This window comes from Arthrobacter sp. ISL-69 (assembly GCF_018613775.1).
In the GTDB taxonomy this organism is placed as follows: Bacteria; Actinomycetota; Actinomycetes; order Actinomycetales; family Micrococcaceae; genus Arthrobacter.
Genome location: NZ_JAGGPO010000018.1, coordinates 1 through 22,438 on the forward strand (window position 1 = coordinate 1; position 22,438 = coordinate 22,438).

18 protein-coding genes and 1 pseudogene are annotated in these 22,438 nt (G+C 66.4%); 12 read left to right on the forward strand and 7 right to left on the reverse strand.

The features are described 5' to 3' along the window. Positions 1 to 265 (forward strand): annotated as a pseudogene (locus tag J7I79_RS12215) (DUF1579 family protein); the annotation flags it as partial. A gap of 198 nt (positions 266 to 463) precedes the next feature. Here J7I79_RS12215 and J7I79_RS12220 read toward each other — a convergent pair. The 3 genes from J7I79_RS12220 to J7I79_RS12230 all read right to left on the reverse strand — a co-directional run bounded on the left by J7I79_RS12220 (position 464) and on the right by J7I79_RS12230 (position 3,310). After that, complete coding sequence (locus J7I79_RS12220) at positions 464 to 1,075, reverse strand: carboxymuconolactone decarboxylase family protein (protein WP_214953511.1); 612 nt, start codon at positions 1,073 to 1,075, stop codon at positions 464 to 466. Between the two features lie 263 nt (positions 1,076 to 1,338). Continuing rightward, positions 1,339 to 1,932: a hypothetical protein gene (locus J7I79_RS12225; RefSeq protein WP_214953513.1), complete on the reverse strand. Its 594-nt coding sequence runs from the start codon at positions 1,930 to 1,932 to the stop codon at positions 1,339 to 1,341. A 160-nt stretch (positions 1,933 to 2,092) separates the two neighbouring features. Next, complete coding sequence (locus J7I79_RS12230) at positions 2,093 to 3,310, reverse strand: aminotransferase class I/II-fold pyridoxal phosphate-dependent enzyme (protein ID WP_214953515.1); 1,218 nt, start codon at positions 3,308 to 3,310, stop codon at positions 2,093 to 2,095. Positions 3,311 to 3,654: 344 nt separating this feature from the next. On the opposite strand from J7I79_RS12230, the gene J7I79_RS12235 reads away from it, so the two are divergent. Next, a complete protein-coding gene (locus J7I79_RS12235) occupies positions 3,655 to 4,446 on the forward strand; it encodes a hypothetical protein (protein ID WP_214953517.1) in 792 nt (263 codons plus the stop codon). A 15-nt stretch (positions 4,447 to 4,461) separates the two neighbouring features. On the opposite strand, the gene J7I79_RS12240 is transcribed toward J7I79_RS12235, so the two are convergent. Beyond that, complete coding sequence (locus J7I79_RS12240; RefSeq protein WP_214953519.1) at positions 4,462 to 5,382, reverse strand: phosphatase PAP2 family protein; 921 nt, start codon at positions 5,380 to 5,382, stop codon at positions 4,462 to 4,464. Between the two features lie 519 nt (positions 5,383 to 5,901). Here J7I79_RS12240 and J7I79_RS12245 point away from each other — a divergent pair. From J7I79_RS12245 to J7I79_RS12280, 8 genes are all read left to right on the forward strand, one after another. After that, on the forward strand, positions 5,902 to 6,546 hold the full coding sequence (locus tag J7I79_RS12245) for a hypothetical protein (protein ID WP_214953521.1): 645 nt from the start codon (positions 5,902 to 5,904) through the stop codon (positions 6,544 to 6,546). A 379-nt stretch (positions 6,547 to 6,925) separates the two neighbouring features. Then, on the forward strand, positions 6,926 to 7,963 hold the full coding sequence (locus J7I79_RS12250) for an o-succinylbenzoate synthase (RefSeq protein ID WP_214953523.1): 1,038 nt from the start codon (positions 6,926 to 6,928) through the stop codon (positions 7,961 to 7,963). 188 nt (positions 7,964 to 8,151) lie between these two features. Beyond that, positions 8,152 to 10,230: a PhoX family phosphatase gene (locus J7I79_RS12255; protein WP_214953525.1), complete on the forward strand. Its 2,079-nt coding sequence runs from the start codon at positions 8,152 to 8,154 to the stop codon at positions 10,228 to 10,230. Between the two features lie 247 nt (positions 10,231 to 10,477). Beyond that, a complete protein-coding gene (argS, locus tag J7I79_RS12260) occupies positions 10,478 to 12,253 on the forward strand; it encodes an arginine--tRNA ligase (protein WP_214953527.1) in 1,776 nt (591 codons plus the stop codon). Positions 12,254 to 12,484: 231 nt separating this feature from the next. Beyond that, positions 12,485 to 13,906: an extracellular solute-binding protein gene (locus tag J7I79_RS12265; RefSeq protein WP_214953530.1), complete on the forward strand. Its 1,422-nt coding sequence runs from the start codon at positions 12,485 to 12,487 to the stop codon at positions 13,904 to 13,906. Next, complete coding sequence (locus J7I79_RS12270) at positions 13,903 to 14,859, forward strand: carbohydrate ABC transporter permease (protein ID WP_214953532.1); 957 nt, start codon at positions 13,903 to 13,905, stop codon at positions 14,857 to 14,859. Before J7I79_RS12265 ends, J7I79_RS12270 begins: the two co-directional genes overlap by 4 nt. A gap of 8 nt (positions 14,860 to 14,867) precedes the next feature. Then, positions 14,868 to 15,770 (forward strand): carbohydrate ABC transporter permease, encoded by a 903-nt coding sequence (locus J7I79_RS12275; RefSeq protein ID WP_251042740.1) that lies wholly within the window; start codon positions 14,868 to 14,870, stop codon positions 15,768 to 15,770. A gap of 23 nt (positions 15,771 to 15,793) precedes the next feature. Further along, the gene (locus tag J7I79_RS12280) at positions 15,794 to 17,212 is read left to right on the forward strand and encodes a glycoside hydrolase family 32 protein (protein WP_214953534.1); all 1,419 of its coding nucleotides are present in this window, start codon (positions 15,794 to 15,796) and stop codon (positions 17,210 to 17,212) included. An 87-nt stretch (positions 17,213 to 17,299) separates the two neighbouring features. On the opposite strand, the gene J7I79_RS12285 is transcribed toward J7I79_RS12280, so the two are convergent. Beyond that, entirely contained in the window at positions 17,300 to 18,364 is a 1,065-nt protein-coding gene (locus tag J7I79_RS12285) for a LacI family DNA-binding transcriptional regulator (protein WP_214953536.1), read from the reverse strand. Positions 18,365 to 18,757: 393 nt separating this feature from the next. Here J7I79_RS12285 and menD point away from each other — a divergent pair, with 393 nt between their 5' ends. Then, on the forward strand, positions 18,758 to 20,446 hold the full coding sequence (menD, locus tag J7I79_RS12290) for a 2-succinyl-5-enolpyruvyl-6-hydroxy-3-cyclohexene-1-carboxylic-acid synthase (protein WP_251042778.1): 1,689 nt from the start codon (positions 18,758 to 18,760) through the stop codon (positions 20,444 to 20,446). Here the strand turns inward: menD and J7I79_RS12295 are convergent. Then, on the reverse strand, positions 20,443 to 20,910 hold the full coding sequence (locus tag J7I79_RS12295) for a MarR family winged helix-turn-helix transcriptional regulator (protein ID WP_251042741.1): 468 nt from the start codon (positions 20,908 to 20,910) through the stop codon (positions 20,443 to 20,445). The genes menD and J7I79_RS12295 overlap by 4 nt on opposite strands. A gap of 124 nt (positions 20,911 to 21,034) precedes the next feature. Between J7I79_RS12295 and J7I79_RS12300 the strand changes: the two genes are divergently transcribed. Next, on the forward strand, positions 21,035 to 21,568 hold the full coding sequence (locus tag J7I79_RS12300; RefSeq protein WP_214953540.1) for a YceI family protein: 534 nt from the start codon (positions 21,035 to 21,037) through the stop codon (positions 21,566 to 21,568). Positions 21,569 to 21,635: 67 nt separating this feature from the next. Here J7I79_RS12300 and J7I79_RS12305 read toward each other — a convergent pair whose 3' ends face one another. Continuing rightward, entirely contained in the window at positions 21,636 to 22,433 is a 798-nt protein-coding gene (locus tag J7I79_RS12305) for an amino acid ABC transporter ATP-binding protein (protein ID WP_214953542.1), read from the reverse strand. Positions 22,434 to 22,438: the final 5 nt, after the last annotated feature.

Below are 22,438 nucleotides of genomic sequence, written 5' to 3' on the forward strand. Positions count from 1 at the left end.
ACCCGACCGGTGGATCGAAGCTAAGGCGGTCTGGGTTGATTCCTTCCACTCCGGGCCGGAATGGCTGACCCTTGACGGGAACATCGACGAAGACGGCGTGATCCGCCTGACCGGCTGGTACCCCGCCCCGTCCGGACCTGACTGGGGCTGGCAGATCCACGTCCACCCCGGCGACGGCAACGGCGGACGGATCACCATGCACAACATGGTGCCGGGCCATGATCCATACCAGGTGGTCGACGCAACATACCGCCGGCAGGCCTAGGCGCCAGCCGCCGAGCCGCCCAACTGACTAGCCAGCGCTACGGGTTGCGACGCTCTCTCACTTCCTGCACGTTTTTCTGCGACGCTCTCTCACTATTCCCGACGTGCCGACGCGCAGTGAGAGAGCGTTGGGGTTTTTACCGCAGGAAGTGAGAGAGCGTTGGGTTTTTTACGGCACGAAGTGAGAGAGCGTTGTGGGTCAGGCGCCGCGGTGCCGGGGCTTCGCGGCTGCGCCATACTGTGCCAGGGGAGACAGCAGGGCGCTGCGGAGCTGCGGGGAGAGCTTGGTGGGAACATCCACCTCCGCCGCGATGGCCTGCAGCGTGCGGCTCATGTAATTCCTAGCGGCAGCAGCCAGCGTGATGTCCAGGATTTCCCGGTCGGTGAAGCCGTGGTCCCGCAGCTCGAGGGTGTCGGCGTCGGTCATGGTGACCGCGTCCGTGCTGAGCCGCTCGGCATACTCCATCATGGCCACCTCCGCCACTGTTAACCCGGCGTTGTGATAGTCCTTTGCGATCTGCACCAGCTCGTCCTCGGCAATGGCCCGCAGCGCCTTCAACCCGTGGGCCAGCCGGCAGTGTGCCGAACCGAGCGCCTGGGCGGCGGCCAGGGTGATCAGCTCGTAGCGCCGCACGTCCATGTTTTGGGTGATGGCGCTGATGAGCGCTTCGAATGCCACATACGCCTCCGGGTTCACCGCCAGGTCCTTCGTGTGCTTGGCGACGTAACCGTGGGACCGGAGGTCGTCGTCGTATATCTTCGCCTTCAGGCCGAACGCCTGGCTTTCGGGAGTGGTGGCGAGTATGGACATGGGGGATCCTTCTTCCGGCTGGGGCCACCCGCGCTGCACGGCGGTGGAGAGCCCTGGCAGCGCCGGTGCGGACAAATGCGATATTCCTCCGCGACCACCGGCGAGTCAACACACAGACCCGGCGTGTTCGGGAGCCGGCGGCACCCGAAAATCCAGAATCAACCTAGCGGTCCTGCGGACACTACAAGGGGTGGAGATGCAATGACAAGGGCCAGGAAGCTCCGAACAGGCCATTCTGGTCGGAGCTTCCTGGCCCTCATCGGCTACAGGGACAACAGGTCGCAGAGGTTCTTTTGCTTTCCCGACGCGCTTTGGAAAGTAGACACTCCGAGTGCGCTGTTCTCGACTACGGCTTTGCCTGTGTAAAGGATTGTCCGAGCGCCGCCTACATCTGTTGGAAAATAGATGAAGACGTTTTGACCTGTCAACGTGAACGTAACGGTGCCGTCCGGGTTGAAGGATGTATGCGTCACGGAACCGTTCGTGGGCACAGTAATTGACGTTCCCACTTGCGTCCCTTTGACGGCTGTGAACGTCAAAATGAAGCCGTCTCCACCGGTCACCGTGCGAACATAGCCGTTCTTTTCCCTAGTGACTTTGGTGACCTGGTTCCCGCCGGTTCCGCTGACGACAATATCGAAACCGGGGCATCCAGGGGTAGGGTCACTAGGGCCAAAATCAGCGGCCATGGCCGGTTGGGGCGCAGCGAGCAGCATTGCTGCCAGCATGGCTGCTGGCACTAGCCGGCGTGTGGTCTCACGAATCATGAAATCCTCCATTTTCGCGGGAAGCATCGCTTCCTCTTTGACGGCACGCCACCAGACAACTACGGAGGAGACCGCGCGCCACATTTGCACGGGATTCACCCTAACGGCGGTCAGCTGCTGCCTGCCCGCTCAAGCACCTCAGCCGACTCAACCGGCCAGTAGCTGACAGTATCCGCTGCCTCCACGGCGGACTAGAGTGGCGCCTACCTAGTTTTCGATTCGCCGCCGGTCACCCGTGCCGTCCCGCAACTTACCCAACCCCCGCCAACCTGATCGCCTCCGCGAACGCGGGCAGGCTGCGCTCCACCATCTCCTCGTTGGCCGTAAGCGAGATCCGGAAGAACCCCGGTGTTTCAAACAGGACCCCCGGCAGCACAAAGACGTCGCGGGTGGCCAGGGACTCGGTGAACGCTTCATCGTCAGGCACCGGAGACTGCACAAACAGGTAGAACGAGCCCTCCGGCCGGTGGAGCCGGTACCCCATCCCCGTCAGCGCGTCGTACAGCCGGTCCCGCTTCCGCTGCAGCTGCCCCACATCGATGGAGAACGTCTCCAGTGCAGGCAGTGCATATTGAAGCAGCGCGTTGGGGTAGATCCAGCCCATGGCAACCTGCAGTGCGCTCAGGATTTCCCGCAGGGCGTCCCGGTCCGGCATGGTGGGCGGCAGGGCCAGATAGCCTATCCGCTGCCCTGGTGCCAGGTGCGTCTTCCCGTAGGAGTATGCGAGCAGGGTATGCGGATAGTATTCCGCCGGGCTGTGGAAGCGGGCGCCGTCGTACACAATCCGGTTGTAGGCCTCATCGGACAGGAGATAGATCCGGCGTCCGTTCCGCTCCGAGGCCAGTTCCAGCACCGCGGCCAGCTTCACCAGCAGCGCGGGCAGGTAGATCCGGCCGGTGGGGTTGTTGGGGGTATTGACGATCACCACCCGGGTGCGGGGCGTGATGGCAGACGCGATAGCCGTGAGGTCCAGGTCGAATGTCTCCTCGTCGATCCGCACCTTGACCGGGACCAGGCCGGCTTCGGTGACGATCGGCTCGTACAGGAACCATGGGGGCAGGCTGTAAATCACCTCGTCACCCGGATCAGCCACGGCCTTCAATGCCATGGCGATGGCGGTGAACCCGCCTGTGGTGAGGTGGATGTCCTCCGGCTCGAACGGCATCTCCAACAGGCGTTGCAGCGATGCCGCCGCGGCCTGCTGGGCTTCGGCGCCGTTGGATTTATATGCGAACCAGAGTTCGTTCCGGGGCTCCAGCTGGTCCCGCAATGCCGCGACATATGCTTCTTGCGGCATCTGATGCGGATTGCCGATGGTGAAGTCGCAGATTCCGGGTTCATGCTGGCGCTGGGCATGCGCGCGCAGGAATCCTTGGACCCTCAGCAACGATGGAATAGAGGCAACGGCCCTGGCCCGGGCCGGGAAATCCACCCGTGTGGAAAGCTTGGATTCGTAGAGATCGGCCATCAGAGCAGCCCCCTGTTTTGAGCAGCATGGAAGTCAGCTCGCTGCTGAGCCAGTGGAGGCTGTGGTGCGATTTATTCTGGCCTTCGCGGGCGGCAATGTAAATGGGAGATGCCTTCCATGCCCAATACGGGACAAGCACCCGGACCGTCAACACTCGTTTTTGCGGTTTTCGATACTCGCCGCAACACCCGTAAGGTAGGGGCGGACCTCGGCACTACTTGTGCGGCGTCCCACGGGTTGACCGGGAACTGGGCTCGATCAACTGCGTATCCCACCCTCACGCGGCCTTGCTGCGCCATGCCAGCCCCCATCCACGCCGGGCTGGCCAGACCCAGGAGTATCGTTTGCTTCAGATCAACCTTGTTGCCGCCATTGCTGCCCTGCCCCTTCTGCTGGGCCTCGGAGCGGCACCTGCCGCCGCACCGTCCGCGCAGAAGCCGGCTCAGTCGGCGCCGGAAGCCCAGGCCGCTGTGCCGCAGCCCGCGAAAGTCCAGGAGGCGAAGATGCAGCCCACCAACTTCACCCCGCCCGTCTCCAGCTCTTCGGTAAAGGTTGTGGACACCACCGCCGCGATCACCGACCCGGCGTGGTTCAAAAAGGCGTACGACGCCGGCATCCGGCTTTACGTGATGCACTCCACCGCCTGGGGTACTTGTGATCCCTGGTCCCGGACCCAGGCCCAGCTCAAGATGGCGCTCGACGCCGGCCTGAAAATCGCCGTGTACACGCGGGACGCCTCCTGCTGGCAGGGCGGCATCAACGCGGCCGGACCGTACGCCTCGCAGCTGCAGTTCTTCGCCCTGGACGTTGAGCCCGGCAGCCCGGCGGTGACCCGCCAAATGGTGGATGGCGTCCGCAGCATGGGCGTGCGGCCCGTGATCTACAGCGGCAGCGGAATGTGGCCGGACCTTATGAGCAACAGCACCGCGTTCTCCGACGTCCCGCTCTGGGACACGAGCACCAGCAACCTCAACTACTCAACCTGGACTGCCGACTACCTTGCGCCCGCCCCGGTGCAGTACGGCGGCTGGAACACGGCCAGCACCATGCGGATCGGCATCCAGCAGAAGTTCGAGCACAGCCTCAACGGCGTTCCGGTGGACCTGAACTCCTTCAACGCCTCGTTCCTGAAGTAGCCACCAGCCGGGCCGTCAGCGGCCGCCGGCCACCCGCCGTCGTGCGGCAAAGGCGAACAGCGCGGTGGTGGCCACCGTGGCAAGGTACCCGGCCACGACGATCAGTGAGATGCCGCCCCAGAAGTAACTGGTGGTGCTGCCGCCCTGGCCGGGGGTGTACCGGGTGAGCAAATACGCGGCGGCCGCGGCAAACACCAGGGAGATCAGGCCCGGCAGCCGGATCCACCAGCGTGAGGACGCCCAGTGCCCGCCAAAGCCGTCCCACACGTTCCATGAATTGCCCGTACGGATGATCAGCCATCCGGCCGGGATCGCGAAGGCGCCCACCAGCAGGAAGGCCGCCACGACGTCGGCGGGGCGGTGCCACTGGTTCACCACCGTGGAAATTCCGGACACGATGGCGAAGCTGCCGCCCACAAAGCCTGCGAACGGCCGCCAGCGCGGCGAGGCCATCAGGAAGACAGCGGCCGCGGCCGACGCAGCCAGCGTGGTGTGGCCGGACGGCAACGAATTCAATTCCAGGGTTTCGACGCCGCGGAACGGCCGGGCCGGCAGCAGTTCCTTCAGTACCTGCGTGGCGATGTTCGCGCCGATGCACGCGGCCACGGCAATGCCCGCGGCCCTCCACCGCTTGCGGATCACCGTGACAAAGAGGACGACGACGGCGGCCATTACCAGCGAGATGGTGGGCAGCCAGTCCAGGAACCTGGTGGTGGCCTTCCCGGCGGGCCCGTGGATGGCGACGGCCTCCACGAGGGCGGATTCGTCGATGTACTGCCCCGTGGTGGTCCGCACGAAGAAGTAGTACGTTGCGATCAGGCCGGCAACACAGGCCAGTGTTGCGAGGATGCACAGCGCACCCAGTCGCTTGGTGCCACGCACCTGCCCGGCGGGCCGCCGTCGTCGGGAATCTTTAAGGTGAGAACTCATCACCATCAGCGTCCCACAAAATGCTGAGAGCCGTCTGAGGAAAGTGCCTGCGCCGCGCCTCCGCTGCGGGGCCGGAGCACCGTACCGAGGGCCACCACTGCCTGCACTTGCGCCCCAAAACAGGTAGCAAATACTCGTGCTGGCCGCTGGCAATTTTCCTACGCTGGGGATATCGGCCGCCAGCCGACCAGCACTAAGCCGGCGACCGTAGCGGATGCCAATGCCCACGACAACGGTGACACGCAGGGCATTGGCGTCCGCAAAACCCCACATGTGCGTGCCCAACCGGCGTGCGTGTTTGGTGTCCGAATAGGCGTCCGGATTTGGCGTACCGCCGGCGTCCAATTTACCGTTGACACCGCGGCGACGGCGGCGCTAGCTTGAACGTATTGTCGGCCTGAACACAGCGGCCGCAATAACACCGCATCACAACTGGTCTCGTCGCCTAGCTGGCATTTGATGTTTACCAACATTGGCAGGTCAGACCCGTATGCGTCCCCTCCTGCCATCTTCAGGAGTGCTGCCATGAACCGAAAAATGAGGTATCTGTGCCTGCCCGCCACCTTGGCGCTGGCATTGCTGACGGGAATTTCCGCTCCGGCGTCCGCCGGATCTGATGGCGGAGGCGGAGCCGCAGGGCCGTGGCCCCCGGAGGACACCGACGGAAAGTACGTCTCCGTGCCCGATGCGTACTACGCCGACTACGAGTTCACCGCCTGTGACACCACCATCAAAGTGGAAGCCGGCGACGAGCGCGAGGTGAAGTACAAGGGCGAGAAGAAGGACGACGGAACCCTGGTGATCAGGTTCCGGGGCGACGCCACCATTGACCTCACCCGCGTCTCCGACGGCGCCACCATCGACGAGCTGGACGTCTCCGGGCCGTTCACGCAGAGGCTTGCAGCTGACGGCCTGAGCGCCCACCTGTCCGGCCGGGGTCCTAGCCTGGTGTTTGCCGTGGGAGCAGCTGACGAGAAGGTTTTTGAGGACGCCGGACTGCCGAAGGCTTTCTACTTCGAACGCGGACGGCTTGCGGGCAACGTTGTCTATGCCTCCGTTGACCAGATGGAGATAGTCTCCGGCGAGATCACGCACAACAGCATCCGGCACGCCAAGGACATCTGCAAGCTGCTGGACCGCGCCAAGGATGACGACCACAACCAGCGGTAAATCCACGTTTGGTTAGGGCGCCATGGGCCCTTCCAACCGGCGGCCATCGCGCGCTGTTCGCGGCGCGTGATGGCCGCTTTCCTGAGTACATCGGAGCCGCCAAAACGAGTAGCGGGTACTCATGCGGCGAAGGCCCGGGGTCCCTAGGATTTTATCAACGGTCCGGTTCTACACGGACCGCCCCGCAGCAGATCCGGCGGTTATCCGCAGGGAATGTGCGCCCGGGGCTCCTTGAGCTGGGCCGGCGGCGACGAGTCTCATAAACGTGAAGCTCGCCCCCAGTCGCCGTCGGCCCTACCAAGGACTCCTTGGCCTCCCTATCTGCAGCGGGGCTCTTTTGCGTCGGCCCGTTGTCAGGGGTGCCCGGTAGAGTGAAATCATGCCTGCCGACGCACCGAGCCAGCCCCAACTGAAGGATGCAGCACTCCCTTCCCTGGACCGGCTTTTGGCGTCCGCCCACGTGGTGAGCCTGCCCATGCGCGTGAAGTTCCGCGGCATCACCCAGCGCGAGGCCCTGCTGCTGGAAGGCCCGCTGGGATGGGGTGAGTTCTGCCCGTTCCCCGAATACGGCGACGCCGAAGCCTCCCGCTGGCTCGCCGCGGCCGTCGAGGCCGGCTGGCAGGGCTTTCCCGAGCCGCTGCGATCTGTGATTCCCGTGAACGCCACGGTTCCGGCCGTCTCTGCGGACCGTGTTCCGGAGGTGCTGGCGCGGTTCGGCCGCGTGGATGCCGTCAAGATCAAGGTGGCTGAACGCGGCCAGACGCTCGACGACGACGCCGCCCGGGTGGCCGCCGTCCGCAGCGCCCTCCCGCAGGCCGCCATCCGCGTCGACGCGAACGGCGGGTGGGACGTTCCCACGGCCGTGGAGGCGCTGACCCGGCTGTCCGCCGTCGGGCTTGAATACGCCGAGCAGCCGGTGCCGGACATCGACGGCCTGGCCGAGGTGCGCCGCCAGCTGCGGGCCGCCGGCGTTCCCCTGCTGATCGCCGCGGACGAAAGCGTGCGCAAGGAGGACGATCCCCTGCGCGTGGCGCGGGCGGGAGCGGCCGATCTCATCGTGGTGAAGGTGGCGCCGCTCGGGGGAGTGCGGCGCGCGCTGGACATCGTCGCGCAGGCCGGGCTGCCCGCCGTCGTGAGCTCCGCGCTGGACACGTCGGTGGGGATCCGCGCGGGGCTGGCTTTGGCGGCGGCGCTCCCGGAACTGCCGTACGCGTGCGGGCTGGGGACGGTGTCGCTGCTCGTGGCCGATGTCACCCGGGATTCGCTCGTGGCCGACGACGGCGCCATCCGCCTCCGCGACGTCAGGGCCGACGCCGGGCTGCTCGAGGAATTCGCGGCCCCCGGCGACCGCCGGGACTGGTGGCTGGACCGCCTCCGCCGGGTGCACGCAGTTCTGGCCGCCCCCGCCCAGGTCTGACGCTCTCTCACTTTTGGCGGCCTTTTCCGGGACGCTCTCTCACTTCCTGCGGGTTTTCCTGAAACGCTCTCTCACCCTTTCTGCGGGTCACCACCGGTTCACCGGATCTTCATCTGGTTGTCGGTTCCCGGTTGGAAGCGGCTGGCAGGGTTGGCGGGACCGCATCGGATTCCTTGGAAGGCCCCCTCATGTCTGAAACGACCGGACGCAAGTTTGCCCTGCTCCCCATGCTCGGCCACACCAAAGGCAAGCGCAGCCCCGTCACCTGCGCGCTGAAGTGCGACAACGCCTGCTCGGGCGAGGTCTGCAACACCAGCTCAAACAGCTACTTCCGCGACATCGCCTCCGCCACCATGTCCCGCCGCGCCGCCCTCGGCTTCGGCGCCGCCGGTGCGCTCGCCGTCGTGCTGGGCAGTGCGGTAACGTCCGCCGGAACTGCAGTGGCCGACGGCGGCACCGACCTCGCCGCCGCGGCAAAGGACGGCTTCGGCAAGTCCAAGCTGCAGTTCACCGCGATCCCGTCCATCGCCGCGGACGTGGACACCTTGACCGTGCCGGCCGGGTTCACCTGGCAGCCCGTCATCCGCTGGGGAGACCCGATTTTCAAGGATGCTCCCGCGTTCGACATCAACAACCAGACGGCGGCCGCGCAGGAAAAGCAGTTCGGCTACAACAACGACTACACGGACATCCTCGAGGTTCCGGGCAGCAAGGGCCGCCGCGCCGTGCTCTTCGCCAACCACGAATACACCAACGAAAACATCATGTTCCCGGCAACTATGCCGGCCGCCGATGTCCGGGCAGTGGGGGCTGCCGCGCACGGCCTGTCCGTGGTGGAGCTGGAGCGGCAGAACAAGAACAAGCCGTGGAGCTACGTCCAGGGCGCCGGGCTCAACCGCCGCTACCTGAACAGCACGGTCTACGAACTCACCGGTCCCGCCGCGGGGTCCTCGCTCGTGAAGACCATCGATGACCCGTCCGGGCGCAAGATCAAGGGCACGCTCGGCAACTGCTCCGGCGGCACCACACCGTGGGGAACCATCCTGTCCGGCGAGGAGAACTTCAACGGGTACTTCGTTTCCCCGGGCACGTCCGCCAGCGACAAGCGCTACGGCCTGACGTCGTCGGCCACGGCGCGCAAATGGGAACTGGACGACCCCCGCTTCGATACCCGCAACGCCGGCTACGCGAACGAGACCAACCGCTTCGGCTGGATCGTGGAAGTGGACCCGTTTGACCCCACGTCCACGCCGAAGAAGCACTCCTCGCTGGGCCGGTTCAAGCACGAGGGCGCCAACGTGATCGTGGCCGAATCGGGGCACGCGGTGGCCTACTCCGGCGACGACGAGCGCTTCGACTACCTCTACAAGTTCGTCTCGAAGGACAAGTACCGCGAAGGCGACCGCAAGCACAACATGACGCTGCTGTCCGCCGGCAACCTGTACGTGGCCAAGTTCACCGGCAACTCGCCGGCGGCCGAGATCACCGGGACCGGTGCGGTACCGGCCGACGGCGCGTTCGACGGCACCGGCGAATGGCTGCCGCTGGTGGTTGACGGGGCCTCGGCCGTGCCCGGGATGTCCGTCGAAGAGGTCCTCGTCTACACCCGGCTGGCCGCGGACAAGGTGGGTCCCACCAAGATGGACCGCTGCGAGGACGTGGAGCCCAGCCTGCACACCGGCAAGGTCTACGTTGCCTGCACCAACAACTCGGACCGCGGCAAGGCGGGCAAGGAAGGCGCCACCGAGATCAACCCGCGCAACGCCAACCGCGACGGCCACATCGTGGAAATCACCGAAACCGGCGACCAGACTTCCACGGCGTTCACCTGGAACCTGCTGATGGTCTGCGGCGATCCCGCCCAGGGCGACGTCACCTACTTCTCCGGCTTCCCGGTGGACCAGGTCTCGCCGATCTCCTGCCCGGACAACCTGGCGTTCGACTCCGTGGGCAACCTGTGGATCTCCACCGACGGCGCCCCCGCCGGCATCGGCCGCGCGGACGGACTGTTCAAAGTGACGCTCGACGGCGCCGAACGCGGCAAGGTGGAGCAGTTCCTGGCCGTCCCGCGCGACGGCGAGACCTGCGGCCCGATCGTGCACGACGACGACCGCACCGTCTTTGTCTCCGTGCAGCACCCGGGGGAGGAAGGCACGTTCGACGCACCGAACTCGTACTTCCCGGACTACGTTCCGGCAGGCACGACGGCGGCTGCCGGCAAGGCGCGCGCACCGCGCCCGTCGGTGGTCCAGGTCTTCCGCGGCTAGGCCGCTTCCCACTAATCGGGCCGGCTCACCCCTCGGGCCCGCCCCACCTTCCAGGACGCTCTCTCACTTTTGGTGGGTTTTTTCGGGACGCTCTCTCACTTTTGGCGGGTTTTCGGAGAACGCTCGCTCACCTCCCGGGCCGCACGGGCAGGAGGTGAGAGAGCGTCCGGGGTTTAACCGCAGGATGTGAGAGAGGGTCGGATGGGCCCGGGACTGATAATTTGAGCTTGTGAATAATCCGGCCGAGATGGTTGTCCCCAGAGTCCAGGCAGCTATTGCCCACGCGTTCGGCGAAGAGTTCCGGGACACCGACCCGGTGGTCCGGCCGTCGCAATTCGCGGACATCCAGGTCAACGCCGCCATGGCGCTCGCGAAGAAGGTGGGCCTGGCTCCGCGCGACGCTGCCGCACGCATTGTCGAGTCCCTGGAGCTCGACGGCCTCTGCACCGGAGTTGAAATCTCCGGCCCCGGTTTCATCAACCTCACGTTCGACGGCACGTGGATCGAAGAGCTGCTCAACGCGCAGGCTTCCCAGCCGCAAGGCGGGCCGGAGACGCAGGCCCAGCGCGTCGTCGTCGACTATTCCTCCCCAAACGTTGCGAAGGAAATGCACGTGGGGCACCTCCGCACCACCGTGGTGGGGGACAGCCTGGTCCGCGTCCTCGAGGCGCTGGGCCACACGGTGATCCGGCAGAACCACATCGGCGACTGGGGCACGCCCTTCGGCATGCTGATTGAGCACTGGCTGGAGATCGGCGAGGATTCACCCGAGGCCGCGCTGCTGGTGGAGGACCCCAGCGCGTTCTACCAGGCGGCGCGGGCAAAGTTCGACGGCGACCCCGACTTCGCGACGCGGGCCCGCCTCCGCGTCGTGTCACTCCAGTCGGCCCATGAGGAGACGCTGGAAGTCTGGCAGCGGCTGGTGGACCACTCGAAGGTCTACTTCAACGCCATCTACGCCACGCTGGGAGTCAGCCTCGAGGACGACCACATCGCGGGTGAAAGTTCGTACGATCCACATCTAGCACAGCTGTGCCAGGAACTGGAGGAGCGGGGCCTGGCCCGCGTCAGTGAAGGGGCGCTGTGCACTTTCCCCGCCGGGTTTACGGGCCGGGACGGCGAGCCGCTGCCGCTCATCATCCGCAAGTCCGACGGCGGGTACGGGTACGCCACGACGGACCTCGCGACCATCCGGTACCGGGTCCAGGACCTCCAGGCCGACCGCATCCTCTACGTGGTGGGCGCCCCGCAGAACGTCCACCTGCGGATGGTCATGGAGTCGGCGCGCGAGGCCGGCTGGCTGCCTGACACGGTCGAGGCCACCCACGTGCAGATCGGCAACGTGCTGGGCGAGGACGGCAAGATCCTGAAGTCCCGCTCAGGCACACCGGTGAAGCTGATGGCCCTGCTGGACGAGGCCGTGGACCGCGCCCGCGCCGTGGTGGACTCGAGCCGCCCGGACCTCCCGGAGGACGTGCGCGCCGTAACTGCCCGGCAGGTGGGCATCGGAGCGGTGAAGTACGCCGACCTCTCCGTGGGCCACGATACCGAGTATGTATTCGATTTTGACCGCATGCTTGCGCTCAGTGGCAACACCGGCCCGTACGTGCAGTACGCCGCCGCGCGGATCCGCTCCATCCTGCGGAAGGCCGGCGAGGCGGAGTCTGCGGGGGAGGCAGTGCCCCTGGTTGGGGTGGGTGGGTCCCCGGGCGAGCCGGTGGCGGGCGAGCCGACGGCGGCTGCGTCCATCGCCGTCGTCGAACCCGCCGAACGTGCCCTGGCCCTGCACCTGCTGGAGTATGGTGCCAACCTTCGCCGGGTGGGGGAACTCCTCGAGCCGCACCGGCTGTGTACGTACCTGTTCGAGCTGGCGCAGCTGTTCACGTCCTTCTACGACCAGTGCCCCGTGCTCAAGGCGGACGATTCGGTTCGCCAGTCGCGGCTGGCCCTGTGCGCACTGGTCCTCCACAGACTCTCCGAGGGACTGGACCTGCTGGGCATCGAGACCCCCGAGAGCATGTAGCCACAGGAACGCTCTCTCACTTCCTACATATTTCTTACCGACGCTCTCTCACTTCTGGCCACGACGGCAGGCGAGGTGAGAGAGCGTCCGGGTTTTAAGCGCAGGAGGTGAGAGAGCGTCGCAGTGAAGCGTGCCAGGTTGCAAGGCCAGCCTGTGCCCTAACCTGTGACGCTTGACACGTGTTAGGTCGTTGATCTACAGTTCCTAACACGTGTTAGGAAGGAAATTGACATGACCGGAGCCACAAACGGGCACCTGCGGGAATTCACCCGCCGTACGGCCCTTGGTGCCCTCGGCGCGGGAATTATCGGAGCAACCGTGGCATCGTGGCCGCGTCTCTCCGGGACGGACATTCCGGGCCGCGGGGACAACAGCCTCAGCATCGCCATCATGGGCACCGCCGCGGACGCCGCCGCCCGCCAGCGCGCCATCGACGCATTCACCCGACTCCACCCGGAGATCAAGGTCAAGGTCCAAGCCATCCAAGCCGTGGACTGGAAGGACTTCTTCACCAAGATCCTCACCATGGTGGCCGCGGGCACCCCGCCGGACGTGGTCTACGTGGCCACCGAAGGCGCCCAGCTATTCGCGGAAAAACTCGCCCACCCGCTCGACGAGTACGTGCGCCGCGACGCCGCGGACATGGCGGAGTTCTTCGACGACGTCCACCCCAGCCTGGTGGAAGCCTTCATGTACAAGGGCAGCCTGTTCCAGCTCCCCATGGACTGGAACGCGGCCAACATGTACTACAACACCACCGCGTTCGCGCAGGCAGGGCTGGAGCGCCCCGCGGATGACTGGACCCACGTGGACTTCCGGAACAGCCTCGCCGCCATGCGCAAGGCCCGCACCACGGACTTCACCCCGTACTACTGGACCAACCGGCTCTTCGGCGGTGTGGTGCCGTGGCTGTACGCGAACGACACCAGCTTCCTGAGGGAGACCAGGTCCGCCGGCGGGGAGTGGCTTTGGGACGGTTTCTACGCCAACGATCCCTCCCGCAGCCTCAGGTCGGGCGGGTACCAGTGGCTGGAGCCCAACGCCAATGACGACCGCGTGTTCGAGTCCTTCGACTACCTGCGCGGGCTGGTCAAGGACGGGCTCGGGGTCCGCCCGGAGGAAGGCGGCGGCAGTTCACTGGTCGGGCTGTTCGCATCCAACCGCATCGGGACGACGCCGGCCGGCGGCTACTGGGTGCAGGGCCTGCACGAGGCCGGGATGGGCGAAAACGATTTCGACGTCCAGTTCTTCCCGCGCTGGAAGACGCAGCGCCACCAGTTCGGCACCGCCGGCTACGCGATCATGAAGACCGCCAAGGACAAGGACGCCGCCTGGGAGTGGATCAAGTTCAGCTCCAGCCGCGAGGCGATGGAACTGATCTTCCCCAACCCGATCACGACGCCGGCGCGCCGCTCCATGGTCAACGAGCAGCTCTACGCCGGCAAGGGACCCGCCAATTGGAAGGTCTTCTACGACACCCTGGACAGGTTCCCCACCACCGGCCCTATTCCGGCTCCACCGCAGCAGGCAGCCGTCGAAACGGCCCTGATGAAGAACGTTTCGCTGGCTGTCAGCGGCGACGAGCGCCAGCTCAAGCAGGCCCTCGCCTCCATGCAGCGCGACCTTGAACTGGCCCTGAGGAGGCAGTCATGAGCACCACCACCCCGCCGCGGGAGCGGCCGAGGCAGGCGGCCGGACCGGCCTCCCAGGCCAAGGCACCCGCAACGAACGGCAGGCACAGCCAGCGCTGGCTGGCCTGGATCTTCCTTGCCCCCACCATCCTCGGCATGGGCCTGTTCACCCTGATCCCGATCGTGGCCTCCGTGGTCCTTGCCTTCTTCCGCTGGGACATCATTTCGGCGCCGACCTTCGTGGGCTTCGACAACTTCTCCGAAGTGGTCCAGGATCCCACCGTTCGCGTGTCCTTCCTGAACACCATCGGGTTCGTGGTGGTGGCCGTGGCCTTCCAGCTGGGGCTCGCTTTGGCACTGGCCATCATGGTGCAGGAGAAGATGCCGGCCTGGCTGCGCGTATTCTTCCGCTCGGCCTTCTTCTTCCCGCTGATCCTGTCCGCGGCCTCGGTTTCCATCTTCATGCGGTACCTCTTCAACGAACAGTTCGGCGTGGTCAACTGGTTCCTGTCCCTCGTGGGCATCCCCGCGGTGCCGTGGCTGACCACGCCGGGCGGGTCCGCCGCCGTCGTGATCCTTGTCTACGTGTGGCAGAACTTCGGGTTCTCCTTCCTGCTGTTCATCGGCGGCCTGGCCTCCATTCCCGTGGAGACATACGAAGCGGCATCGATCGACGGCGCCACCGGCTGGCGCAAGCACCTCTACGTGACGCTGCCCCTGCTGAGCCCCACCACGCTGGTGGCCTCGGTGATGGCGATCATCAGCGCCCTGCAGGTGTTCGACCAGCCCTACGTGCTGACCCGCGGCGGCCCCGGCGACTCCACCCGCACCGCCGTCATGGTCATCTTTGAATCGGCCTTCCAGCGCCTCGAGTTCGGTCAGGCCTCCGCCATCGGCGTGCTTCTCACCCTGATCATCATGGCCATCACGGCCGCGCAGTTCCGGCTCAGCAAACGATTCGTCTTCTACCAGTAAGGCCAGCCATGACAACCACAACAGACCACGGCCTGGCTGGGCATTCCCCCCGGCTTTCGGAAGGCCTCCCGGAAACGTCACCCAACAGGCGCAGGTTCAGCTGGAACTTCGCCATCCGCATCGTCCTGCTGCTGATCGCGGCCACCCTCACGCTGGGCCCCGTGCTGTGGACCCTGTCCACGTCACTGCGGTCGCCGTCGGAATCCTTCAAGCTGCCGCCGTCGTTCTTCCCGTGGAACCCGGACTTCACGTCCTACGGTGAAGTATTCCAGCAACTGAATATCTTCCTCCTCGTCCTCAACAGCGCCTTGGTGACCGGGCTGATCGCGGTGGGCCAGATGGTGTCCGCAGCGATGGCAGGCTACGCGTTCGCGCACCTGAAGTTCCGCGGCCGCGGCGCACTCTTCTCGATCGTGCTGGCCACCATGATGGTGCCGGTGCAGGTCACGATCGTGCCCGTCTTTATGCTGATCCGCGGCATGGGCCTCTCGGACACGCTGCTGGCGCTGATCCTTCCGGCCATTCCGACGGCGTTCGGCACCTTCCTGATGCGCCAGTACTTCATGGGGCTCCCCGCCGAGCTGGCCGAGGCCGCCTCGATCGACGGCGCCTCACCCTGGCGGACGTTCCGTTCCGTATATGCACCGCTGGCGATGCCCGGCATGGCGATCGTGGGAATCCTCGCATTCAACTTCCACTGGAACGAGTTCTTCCGCCCGCTCATCCTGACCATCTCCGAGCAAAACTTCACGCTCCCGCTGGGACTTGTCTCGCTCCAGGGCAACCTGGGAACCGGAAGCATCTCCGTGGTCCTCGCAGGCGTGGTCCTGTCCATGATCCCGGCGCTGGTGGTCTTCATGTTCGGCCAGCGCGCACTCCAGGACGGCCTCACGGCCGGCACCGGAAAATAGCCTCCTCACCGAAAGGCCCCGTTATGCCCTCCCCGGACCTCGCCGCCATCCGCTTCGACGACGTCGCCGCCGCCCACACCGACCCCGCCTTCACGCGGTTCCACCCGCGTCCCGCCCAGGGCTGGATCAACGATCCCAACGGCATCAGCTACATCAACGGCCGCTACCACGTGTTCTTCCAGTACAACCCGGACTCCGCCCGGCACCACAGGATCGCCTGGGGCCACGTGAGCTCCGCCGACCTGGTGCGCTGGGAGGAACACCCGGTGGCGCTGCGCCCGCAGCACGGCGGTCCGGATGAGTACGGCTGCTGGACCGGTGTGGTGACGGACGACGGCGGTGTTCCCACCGCCGCGTACTCGGGCGTCCGCGGCGACGGGGGCCACTCCCAGGTGGTCATCGCCCGTGGCTCGGAGGACCTTGTCCACTGGGAGCAGACCGGCCACATTGCGGCCTCGATGCCGAACGACGGGCAGGTCACCGCGGTGCGCGACCCGTTTATCTTCCGTTTCAACGGCAAGCGGTACGCCATGCAGGGCGCAGGCCTCGCCAGCGGGCACGCCGCACTGCTGCTGTACACGGTGGAGGACCTGTCCGACTGGAAGTACCAGGGCATCTGGCTGACCTCGGAGAACCCGGTGGCTTCGGAGTTCACGCCCGCAGAGATCTGGGAATGCCCGCAGTTGGTGCGGGTGCCCGATTCCGCCGGGGACTCTAACTCAGACGACTCCGGAACCTGGCTGATGATGTTCTCGCTCTGGCTCTCAGGTGACGAACACGAACACGCCAACGGCGTGGGACACCTGGTCGGCGCCCTGACCGAGGACCCGGCGACCGGACTGCCGGTCTTCACGCCCCGCGGCGGCGGGAAGTCCGACCTCGGGCGCGATTTCTACGCGCCCCAGATCGTGGCGCTGGCGGAACGGGCCCTCCTGTGGGGCTGGGCCAATGAAGGACCGGGCCGCGACGGACGCCGCGGCCGCAGCCAGGACGAAATAGACGCCGCCGGCTGGGCTGGCGTCCTGACCTTCCCGCGTGAACTCTCCGTGGTCGACGGTGCCCTTGCCGTCAGCCCTGCCTCCGAGGTCAGCGCCTACCGTGGAGCGCTGACGGCCAGCCAGGCGGCAGGATCCGTTGTACTGCCCCCCTTTGCTGAAGCCTTGGTTACTGCCGGTGCGGCTACTGGCGGCGGGGCCGGCGGCGGGAACACCGCCGTCGAACTCCTGCTCGTGGGAGACGGCGGCCGCCAGAGCGTGTTTAGCGGAAACCTACAGCCGGGGGAGGAGTTGCGGGTCTTCGTGGATGCCTCACTGGTGGAGGTCTACCGCGCCGGTTCCGTGGCCACAACGCTGCGGGCTTACCCGGCGGCGGGGGAAGAATGGCAGCTGCACCTTCCGGCCGGCGCCACGGCTGACGTCTGGGAACTGAAGCAGCCTAAATAGCGGACGGCGGTACCTAGCGATGGCGGCACTCAGCTGGGTGCCGCCGTCGTGCCGTTCGGCCGCCGGGCCGCTGTCGCAGGGCGGGAATCAGCTGCGGCCCGCCGGTACGGGCGCCGTGGACTCCCTGATTACGAGGCGGCAGGGGACCAAGGTCTCGAGGCCGTCAACTCGCGCAGGTTCCGAACCGCCGTCGCCCTCGATCCGTTGCAACAGCTGGGTCATGGCCGCGGCTCCCATTTCTCGAAGCGGTAGGGCCATGGTGGTGAGCGCGGGGACCATGGTATCGGCGATGTGCAATTCGTCGTCGTAGCCCATGATCGAGAGGTCGCCGGGTACGTTGAGGCCCAGGCGGGCGGCGGCCAGCATGACGCCGATGGCGACGCGGTCGTTGGCGGCCATGATGGCGGTGGGCCGCTCGGCGGGCGACGCGCCGTCGAGCAGTTTCATGGCGCCGTGGAATCCGTCGTCAATGTCCCATCCGGCGAAGCTGATCCGGTCTTCCCGGACCGGAAGGTGGCGCCCGGAGTAGGCCTCGCGGTAGCCGGCGACGCGAAGGGGTGCGGCCGAGGCTTTGGCGGGGCCAGCCACCATGGCGATGTCGCGGTGGCCCAGCTCCAGCAGGTGGTTAGCGGCTTCCCTGCCGCCGCGCACTTCGTCCGGGATCACGTGGGATAGGGCCGGGGCCGGGGCGCTGTCGAAGCAGTTGGCCAGGACCGACGGAACCCGAAGCATCCCCGGCGGCACCTCCAGGCGCTTTAGGCCCTCCGTGACGTACATGAGTCCCTCCACCTGCCGGTCCAAAAGGGTCTCCACGGCGCTCTCATCCCGGGCGGCGTCGAACTCCGTGTCCATGGCTACGGTGACAAAGCCGCGGCTGCGTGCGACGTCGTCGGCCCCGCCAATGATGTTCCCGTCAAAGGCGCTGACGACCACGTGATCCGACACGATCCCGATGACCCGCGACTGCTGGTTGCGCAGGCTGAGGGCTATCTTGTTCGGCGAGTAGTTGAGGGCGGAGGCTGCTTCCCGGATGCGCTGCTGGCTTTCGAGGGCAACGTTGCCGTCGCCCCGCCCGTTGAGCACGAGCGACACAGCGCTGCGCGAGACACCCGCCAGCTTGGCGACGTCCAGTGCGGTGGCCTTGCGGTTCATGGGCTGATCCTCCGGGTGGGAAAACACTGCTTTGCTGCAGTTTACCTAACTCGTGTGAGCTGGTGCTCGCACTGCGACGCTCTCTCACTTCCTGTCGGTTTTCCGGCGATGCTCTCTCACTTCGCCGAAGGAAGTGAGAGAGCGTCGGGGTTTGGGGTGCGGGAAGTGAGAGAGGGTTGGGGTTGATGGGAGACTGGATTGGTGACTTCCGAGAACCCGCTGGACCCGCTCAATGCCTATGCAGCCGCCGACGACGCCCCTCTTTCCGAAGGTGACGCCACCGGCGCCCCGGCCGAAGCAGCCCCGGCGCAAGCAGCACTGGACACCCACGGCCACGCCGATAGCGCGAGCCACGCCGATAGCGCCAGCCGCACCGACGCGTCGCAGGGCACGCTGACCGCCATCGAAGCTTCCCGGATTGCCGCGTCCGCCCTGCTCGACGGCGGCGTCCGGTACGTGGTGGTCTCGCCGGGTTCGCGGTCAGCACCCATGGCCTATGCGCTCGCCGAAGCCGACGCCGCCGGCCGCGTGGAACTCCTGGTCCGGATCGATGAGCGCTCCGCCGGCTTCACTGCCCTGGGCCTTGCCCTGTCCACGGGAGCGCCGGCCGCTGTCCTCACCACGTCCGGGACCGCCGTCGGAAACCTCATGCCGGCCGTCATGGAGGCCAACCACGCCGCCGTGCCGCTGGTGGTGCTGTCCGCTGACCGGCCCGACGAACTGCGCGGCACCGGCGCCAACCAGACCACCGTCCAGCTGGACCTCTTCGGCGAGCACGTGCGGTTCGCCGCCGACGTCCCCGCAGGCACCGACCCGGAACGCGCAGTGGAGACCGCCCTCAGCGCCGCCACCGGCGTGTTCGAAGACGTCGCGCCCGGGCCCGTCCAGCTGAACCTGGCTTTCCGTGATCCGCTGGTCCCCGCCGCCGGCGACCGGCTGCCGGAAGCCGCGGGCCGGAGGACGTGGAGGATCGGGCGCGCCCCGGAACCCATGAGCCTGCCGCCGGCACCCGCCACGCTGGAGGAACGGCGCACCGTGGTGCTGGCCGGGCACGACGCCGGTCCGGCCGCCGAGGCCTTCGCCCGCGCCCATGGCCTGCCGCTGCTCGCCGAACCGTCCTCCAACTCACGCTTTGGCCCCAATGCCGTGGGCCCGTACCGGCTCCTGCTGGAACATTTCGGCCCGGATTCCGCCCGGCCGATCGAGCGCGTGGTCCTGTTCGGCCGGCCGACCCTGTCCCGCCCGGTCTCCGCGCTGCTGGCCCGTGCCGACGTCCCGTCCGCCCTCTACCAGCCGGTTCCCGTAGCCTGGTACGAACCCGGACGGCGGACGGAACTCCCGCTGGACAACCTCGCGGACCTCGCCGATTTCTCCGGCCGCGGTTCCTCGGCCTGGCTGGATGCCTGGCTGCTGGCCGGTGCCGCCGCGCAGCACGCGCTGGACCAGGTGCTGTCCGCAGAAACAGCAGCAACCGGACCGTCGGTCGGCGCGCTGGTGTGGAAGCATGCGCGCGGGCAGCTGATGCTGGGATCCTCCAACGGCATCCGGGACGTGGACCTCGCGGGTCAGCCCCTGCCCAAACCACAGGCCACAGTGTTCGCCAACCGCGGCCTCGCCGGGATCGACGGCACCATCTCCACCGCCACCGGCATCGCCTGGGGCGGCCGGCAGGAAACCACCCTCCTGGTAGGCGACGTCACCTTCCTGCACGACGCCGGCGGCCTCCTCCTGGGCTTCGCCGAGAACGATCCCCTCCTGCGCATCGTGGTCCTGAACGACGCCGGCGGGGCCATCTTCAACCTCCTGGAACACGGGGCCGTGCAGGAAGCCGGAACATACGGGAACGCCGTCGAGCGCCTCTTCGGCACCCCGCACACAGTGGACATTGCAGCACTCGCCGCCGCGTACGGCATCGGACATTGCGCGGTAAGTACGACGGCGGAACTCGCCGAGGCGCTTGCCGCACCGCCGTCGGGCCGCAGCATTATTGAGGTCCGCACCGACCGGCAGGGCCTTCGGGAGCTGCACGGCCGCATCAAGGCCGCAGTGGCGGAAGCAGTCCGCGGCGTACTGGCGGGTTAGCGGGGGCGCGACTCGGGCTCGAGTTTGGCCATGACGCGTTCGGAGAGCTCAACCAACATCCGCCGTTCAGCCGGAGTTAACAGCTCAAGAAAGTTCTCCCGGACCCATTCGATGTGCCCCGGCGATGCCGTGCGCAGTGCGGCCCGCCCGGCTTCCGTGAGGTGGACCACTATGCCGCGGGCGTCGTCTTCCGCCTGTTCGCGGGTGACAAGGCCGCGCTCCTCCATCCGTCGCAACTGGTGCGCCAGTCGACTGCGGTCCCAGCCCGCGCTGTGTCCGAGGTCCCGGGGGCGCATGCCTGCTGCCCCGGCTGCGGCCAGGGGGGCAAGCATCTGGTAATCGGCGCCTGAGACGCCGCTCCCCGCCAACTGCCGCTCCATGCCCGCTGCCAGTTGGCGGCTAAAGAGGATGTAGGCGAACCAGACTTCCTCCTCGTCCTTGCTCAACCAGCGGGGCTTGGGCATTTGGTGTTCCTCTCACGCATGGCTGGTAAAAGTTGTTGACATGTCAGCATAGCAGGAGCAAAGTTGTTGATACATCAGCAATTGCCCCGGGGGGATTCGGGCCAAAGCACAGAGGAAAACCGCCATGACCACCCAGCCAGCCACGAAAACCCTAAGCTTGCCCACCGCAGGCACCTACCGCATCGACGGTGTCCGTTCCAGGGTCACTTACACAAGCCGGCATATGTTCGGCCTGGGCAAGGTGCGAGCCGAATTCAGCACCGCGTCGGGGCTACTGGAGATTGCGGAATCGCTCTCGGAGTGCCGGGTCCTGGCGACCATCGATGCCGCCAGTTTCAAATCCGACAATGCGAAGCGCGACCGCGACGTCAAGGGTCCGGGACTGCTGGATGTGGCCCAGTTTCCGCGGATCGAGTTCACTTCAACCGAGGTGCGGGAGGACGGGCGCGGGGCGGTGCTAATCGGGCTTGTGGCCATGCATGGAGTGGACGCCGCTGTCGAGGTTGTTGTTTCGTCGTGGGAAGTCCAAGCTCCTGACCAGATTCACGTGCTGGCACGGGCCGACCATTTGGACCGGTGCTCTTTCGGCATCACGGGTGCCAGGGGATGGGTAGGCCGCTACTTCGACCTGGCCCTCGACATAAGTGCCGCAAGGTAAGTGCCGGAAGGGAAGCGCCGACATGAAGGCGCCGCGCGCTGCACGAGCAGGCGCGCGGCGCTTCGTCCTACTTGGAGATGTCGATGTGCGTCGGGTCCAGGACGCGCTTCAGGAATTCCTTGGTGCGGGACTGCTTGGGGGCGCTGATGACCTGCTCGGCCACGCCTTCCTCCACCACGACGCCGCCATCCATGAAGACCACGCGGTCGGCCACTTCGCGGGCGAAGCCCATCTCATGGGTCACCACCAGCATGGTCATGCCCTCCTTGGCCAGGTTCCGCATGACGGACAGCACGTCGCCCACGGTTTCCGGGTCCAGGGCCGAGGTGGGCTCATCGAACAGCATGAGCTCGGGGTCCATGCTGAGGGCGCGGGCAATGGCCACGCGCTGCTGCTGGCCACCGGAAAGCTGGTCCGGGAACCGGTCTGCCAGGTGGCCCAGGCCCACGCGTTCCAGGTTGGCGCGCGCCACCTTGTCCGCCTCGGCCTGCGGGCGCTTGAGCACCTTGGTCTGGGCGATGGTGCAGTTCTGCTGGGCGTTCAGGTGCGGGAACAGGTTGAACTGCTGGAACACCATCCCCACCTTGCGGCGCATCTTGTCGATGTCCACATCGGGGTCGGTGGCCTCGAAGCCGCCCACGTGGATGGTTCCTTCGTTGGGCTGCTCCAGCAGGTTCACGCAGCGCAGCAGGGTGGACTTGCCGGAACCGGACGGGCCGATGAGGCAGACAACCTCGCCGGGGGAGACCTCCAGGCTGATGCCTTTGAGGACTTCGTTGGAGCCGTAGGACTTGCGGAGGTCCTTGAGGGAAACCCCGGCGGCATGTACGGCAGTATTGCGGGCGTTGTTTTCGACGTCGTTCATGACTG